The organism is Pontibacter toksunensis, assembly GCF_042686245.1.
GTDB classification, from domain to species: domain Bacteria; phylum Bacteroidota; class Bacteroidia; order Cytophagales; family Hymenobacteraceae; genus Pontibacter; species Pontibacter toksunensis.
In genome coordinates this window covers 1-4,863 of sequence record NZ_JBHUOX010000066.1, presented here as the reverse complement: position 1 = coordinate 4,863, position 4,863 = coordinate 1, and the positions used below count along the sequence as shown (strand labels likewise).

The following is a 4,863-nucleotide window of genomic DNA, read 5'->3' as shown; positions in this document are numbered from 1 at the left end:
TTAATACCTTTGTCAGTTTCATGTCTGCACCCTCTGTTTTTAAGTTGAATCGGTTGGTTTTCAGTGACTCCAAGGGGACTTCCACAGGAGCCAGCCAAAAGTAATCAATTCTCCTAATATATAGATAGTATAATATAATCTATCTCTGCAGGAGGCAGTTTCGGAAAGAGTGGGGAGTAGGCCTGAAACCCCAGGCACCGTGCGCTTGGTTTGAAGAGAGCAGCTGCTTGGAGCCTTACCTGGAACCGCTTTACATTTCAGAGCTGGCGTAGGTGTAGGTACCGCTTTAGAGGAATCTGACGAAACAGTGATGCTGTTTCCTTTCAGACCCGGCCATAGTAGTCATCCGATTCAGGAGCCTGTTGCAACCTTCTCCATGGTCTGAGGCAGGTGCGTGGGGGCATTCTCCACTTCACCCCCTGAGGCAATGCGCATAAGAGGGGCATCGGGTTTCTGTACCCAGCCGTAGCCTCTGTCCGGCTCTTCCTCATGACTTAGGAACAGAACAAAGGCGCTGCACAGGGTGCACACCAGTAAGATGAGGCCAGTCAAAGTCAGAGCTATCGCCATAGTTGTAAGGGGCTATTATATAATCAATATAATATATAGTTATTTACGAATATTTAGACTTATAAGTTACACATGGTGGCGGTCGGTGGCGAAAACTATGGAAATGCCATAGTACCCTGTTGTGACATCGCTGTACCAGCAAAAGTGAGGATGTTGGGATGAAGAGAAGGTTGAACTAAAAAAATAAATGGAACAGAAGGTAGCTAGAGCATGGCCAATAATGCCTCTTATGTTCACCAAGACCGCCTGTATGGAACCATTAGCGGTTGGTTCTTTTCTTTTACTTTTCAGTTTCTTAAGTACAGCTCTAACTGCTCATACAGCTCCTTGGTTGTACTTGGTTCTTTTGCATCCAGAACGGCAATGTTCCCTTTTTTATCCACAATTGCGTAACGAGGGATAGGCAGAACTCCGTTCTTGCCGAACTTTTCCAGAATCTCCTTCTCCAGTTGCTCGTTTGCCCTTACATGGTGCCCTTTAAGGTTATAGAACTTAATCATCTCCTTCCAGCTGCTTTCCCGCTCTGGCTTGTCCATGGAAACGTAAAGCAGTTCTATGTCTTTTCCCCTGGAAAACCGTTGCAGTTGCTCACTGAAGCGGAACTCTTCCTTGCAAGGGCCGCACCATGTTGCCCAAAGGTCCACAAACACTACTTTCCCATTTAAAGGGGCCAAAAGCTCCTGAAGCGAATTTATACCTTCATAGTTGCTCGGAAATCTGATTCCTTCTGCCAATTCCTTCTTCTGGGCCTCCCAATACGCCACAATCGGGTCCACCACTTCTTTTAGATGCGGGGTGTAAGGGCTTTGGGGGTACTCAGCCGCAAAACGGTTGTAAAGCTCTACTAAAGCAGGCTCATATCTTTTCTGAATGGCTCCCAACCGAATCATTGCTGCTAAACTGATTTCCAGTGCTTGGCCAGTGAGCGACTCTTTCATCTGCTTCTCTTTTTTTAAAAAATGCTCCCCTCGCTTGCTGTCAACATCCTGGGGCATTTGCTTTAAGTACATGTCCTGGTACCAGTCAAAGTACTCCCGAATGAAGAGCTCGTAGTTTGAACTTGCCAGTGCCTTGTCATTGGATATTGGCTCCAGGTGCATGGCCTTCGTCCAGGTATCACCCCAGGCGGCATTGAAGAAGGAGGGGCTCCCCCTTTCTTTGAGCATATACTGGTTCACTGCTAACTCCCCAAACACAGCCAGGTAATAGTACCGAATGTCCTGTTCTACAGACTCAACAAAGGCTTTGGATTTCCTGTTTTTCTGAGCGAAGGCTTTCAGTTCCTTTAGCTCCCTGTCCCTTAGTTGCAGCACCTTCCGCAGGACTGTCTCTGAAACAGAGTCTTTCAGAAGCTCCCGCGCAAGGGGGGAACTGGCTCTGCCGTTGATTGATTTCTCACGTTTGAGCGAGTGCAGGAAGGCATTCTCTTTCGCATGCTCTCCCGAAAAGGTGAGGGTGTTGCCAGGTGCCGTTTTATCTAAGCTGATAGATTCCTTGCTGTTTGGTTCTGCAAAGACTCTTCCACTGTACCCGTTAAACCTGAAGTAGATGAACCCAGCTGTCGTCATGGGTAAGCTTAGGGAGAAACTGCCCTGCTGGTCTAACTCCACCTCTTGAATGGTTGTATTATAATGTCCCTCTATGGGGTGAGCAATAAAGATTTTATCCCCTGAACCGTTTTGAACATTACCTGTAAAAATGGTTTGTGCTACTAAAGCATGCGGTGCACAAAGAAGAAAGAGAACGAGGCGTTTCATGATGGTGAGCTTAAAGAGGTTAAACTTTACAGGTCTTTAAAACAGCTTTGGCCCAAGTAGGACAAAGTAATATCAAACTTATCTTACGCTTGCGGAATCAAAACCATTCCTGCCTTAGCAGAGCTTTTGTTTATCTTCCCTCTCTTCTTAATTCTTTTGCTTATTCAACAGTATTGAGAATTCTTTCCCACCTGATCTTGTCAAAGAGGCCACCATACTCGTTTGATGACATCCAAATAAAGACTGCTTTTCCGACAATGTGGTCTTCCGGCACGTAACCCCAGTAACGGGAGTCAAGGGAGTTATGCCGGTTATCGCCCATCATGAAGTAATAGTCCTGCTTGAAGATGTACTGTTCTGCCTCTTTGCCGCCAATGTACAATTTCCCGTCTCTAACAGCTGCATCTTCGTTATGCTCATAGGCCAAAATTGCCTTCTGGTAAAATGGCAGGGACTGGGGTGTTATGGCTACGGTAGCTCCCTTTCGGGGGATGTACAGCGGACCAAAGCTGTCCTTGTTCCAGTCCAGGCTTTTTGACTGTGGGAAAACATCCCCGGGAGCGTCTGTTTGCTCCCACAGCGCAACATCCTTTATGAAGTCAAGCGATTTGAGCTGTGCAGCCAGCTCAGGAGTGGCATCAATGACGTATCCCTCATCCCAAAGCATCACATCATGCAACCTGATGTTTCTGCCCAGGAAGAACTTCTCACTCAGTCGCTGGTCTGCTTTGATGTAGTACTTATACTGCTCCTGCACCGGCATAGCCAATGGGTTGCCATTTATGAACACCTGCCTGCCACGAATCTCAAGAGAATCACCTGGCAAGCCGACAGCACGCTTGATATAGTTGGTGCGAAGTTCCGTGGGGTGATGTTTCTCTGGGGGAAAGTTAAAAACCACCACATCGTTGTGTTCTACATCAGAGAAGCCGGGCAGTCGGTAAGAGGGTAGCTGAATGGCATCTGAATAAGAGGGAATGTTTGTGCCCCAGATAGTCTGGTGCGTAAGCGGCACCTGCAAAGGTGTAATGGGCGTGCGTGGTCCGTAGTGCAGTTTGCTCACAAACAGGTAGTCCCCGACAAGCAGCGACCTCTCCATGGAAGGTGTGGGAATGGTGTAGGCCTCCACCGTTCCCCACCTTATCAGGCTGGCAGTCACTACGGCAAAGAGAATGGCATCTCCCCACTCACGGGCAAAGCTCTTTTTCTTCTTAGTTTCTGCTGCTGGTTTCTTTTTAAATAGCTTGAATTTCATGTAGACAACTTATGATAATGGTAGAGCATGCCCCTCCTGTTTTTTTGCAGACGTTTCTGCCTGCGCCCTCAGTTTTATAATCAGACTATGCCCCACGGCTTTGGCTGCTGTGTCGGCAGGTTGTTCTCTTCCTACACTGTAATTTCTATCAAGCCAAAGACAACCCTGTCCCCATACCTGCCCTGCGCCTCCGCCTTGTTGAGGAACTTGACCCTCTTTATTTGCTCAGGCTTAATTATGCTTAGCTTATTCCGTCTGTCGGTGTAGGAAGGGAGGAGCTTTCCGTTTACGGCAATGGGCAGTTTATACTCAATGCCAACCTGTTGTACCTGCTCGTGCACCTGCCTGTAGATGTAGTTCTCAATGTCAAGGTCAGCGGTAGATTTGACTATGACGCACTGCCCGTCCTTGAACCCCAGTTCCGTCAGCTTCTCCCTGCTCGCTGCCCGCTCAAAATGCACCAGTTGCTGGTTGGAAACAACGTCCCTGTAGGAGGCTACCAAGCCGTCTACCACATGGATGCAGTCCTTGTCGTACATGTCAACTTTCAGCACTTCACTCGGCAGCCCTTCCCTGTCCAAAGTGGGTACTTCTAAAAGCCTTCCGTTTAATGTTTGGGTTTTCCCCTCAGTAAAGGCCACCAACAGGAGCAGACAGAGGATAAACTGTTTCGCTTTCATAGGTATGCTTTTTATCTTAAATCAAAATATGAGACTCCTCCATAGGTAAAGTAAGTTCTGCGGCATCTGCCGCTTCATTTTTTATTACAACGGATATTAATATTTTATGAATATACAAAAGCTATGTATAACAGAATAATTGTGTAAATTCAAGTAAAGCTTGCATCTCCTGCTCCATTTTGCCACTTTACTATGATTCCGTCATATGAAAAACAATCTTCCATCTCCTGCTCGCGCTTCTTTGCGTCAGCACCTCTCTTGCGCAGTCCCCTGCGGAAAAAGTCGACAACCTGCGCGTTTTCCTGGACTGCCAAACCTACTGCGACAGGGACTACATCAGGCGGGAGATACCTTTCGTGGACTATGTGAATGACCGTTTTCAGGCCAACGTCTACATCCTGATTACAGCGCAGACCACGGGAAGCGGAGGCCGTGAGTACAAGCTCCAGTTTGAGGGGCGGGATGCCTTCTCCCGGATGAATGAGGTGAAGCAGTACATCAGGCAGGCCACCGCCACGGACGATGAAGACCGGAAAGAGGCGGTTGAGAAAATCAGGCTCGGGCTGATTCCCTACCTCCTGAAGACAGAGAAGGCAAAGGA

Annotated in this window: 5 protein-coding genes and 1 pseudogene; 1 reads left to right on the top strand and 5 read right to left on the bottom strand. The window is 47.8% G+C overall.

Going from position 1 to position 4,863, the window contains the following annotated elements:
- Positions 1–351: 351 nt before the first annotated feature.
- The 5 genes from ACFS7Z_RS27000 to ACFS7Z_RS26980 form a co-directional block, all read right to left on the bottom strand.
- On the bottom strand, positions 352–570 hold the full coding sequence (locus tag ACFS7Z_RS27000) for a hypothetical protein (RefSeq protein ID WP_377492510.1): 219 nt from the start codon (positions 568–570) through the stop codon (positions 352–354).
- A 287-nt stretch (positions 571–857) separates the two neighbouring features.
- Entirely contained in the window at positions 858–2,327 is a 1,470-nt protein-coding gene (locus tag ACFS7Z_RS26995) for a TlpA family protein disulfide reductase (protein ID WP_377492507.1), read from the bottom strand.
- 160 nt (positions 2,328–2,487) lie between these two features.
- On the bottom strand, positions 2,488–3,582 hold the full coding sequence (gene lepB, locus ACFS7Z_RS26990) for a signal peptidase I (RefSeq protein ID WP_377492504.1): 1,095 nt from the start codon (positions 3,580–3,582) through the stop codon (positions 2,488–2,490).
- Between the two features lie 131 nt (positions 3,583–3,713).
- The gene (locus tag ACFS7Z_RS26985) at positions 3,714–4,262 is read right to left on the bottom strand and encodes a hypothetical protein (RefSeq protein WP_377492501.1); all 549 of its coding nucleotides are present in this window, start codon (positions 4,260–4,262) and stop codon (positions 3,714–3,716) included.
- A 149-nt stretch (positions 4,263–4,411) separates the two neighbouring features.
- Positions 4,412–4,576 carry a hypothetical protein gene (locus tag ACFS7Z_RS26980; protein WP_377492498.1) on the bottom strand — a complete coding sequence of 55 codons (165 nt, stop codon included), beginning with the start codon at positions 4,574–4,576 and terminating at the stop codon, positions 4,412–4,414.
- A gap of 51 nt (positions 4,577–4,627) precedes the next feature.
- On the opposite strand from ACFS7Z_RS26980, the pseudogene ACFS7Z_RS26975 reads away from it, so the two are divergent.
- Positions 4,628–4,863 (top strand): annotated as a pseudogene (locus ACFS7Z_RS26975) (hypothetical protein); the annotation flags it as partial.

Coding starts and splice junctions, on each gene's coding strand:
- lepB (WP_377492504.1), bottom strand. CDS start 3,582: ATGAAATTCAAGCTATTTAAAAAGAAACCAGCAGCAGAAACTAAGAAG.
- ACFS7Z_RS26995 (WP_377492507.1), bottom strand. CDS start 2,327: ATGAAACGCCTCGTTCTCTTTCTTCTTTGTGCACCGCATGCTTTAGTA.
- ACFS7Z_RS27000 (WP_377492510.1), bottom strand. CDS start 570: ATGGCGATAGCTCTGACTTTGACTGGCCTCATCTTACTGGTGTGCACC.
- ACFS7Z_RS26985 (WP_377492501.1), bottom strand. CDS start 4,262: ATGAAAGCGAAACAGTTTATCCTCTGTCTGCTCCTGTTGGTGGCCTTT.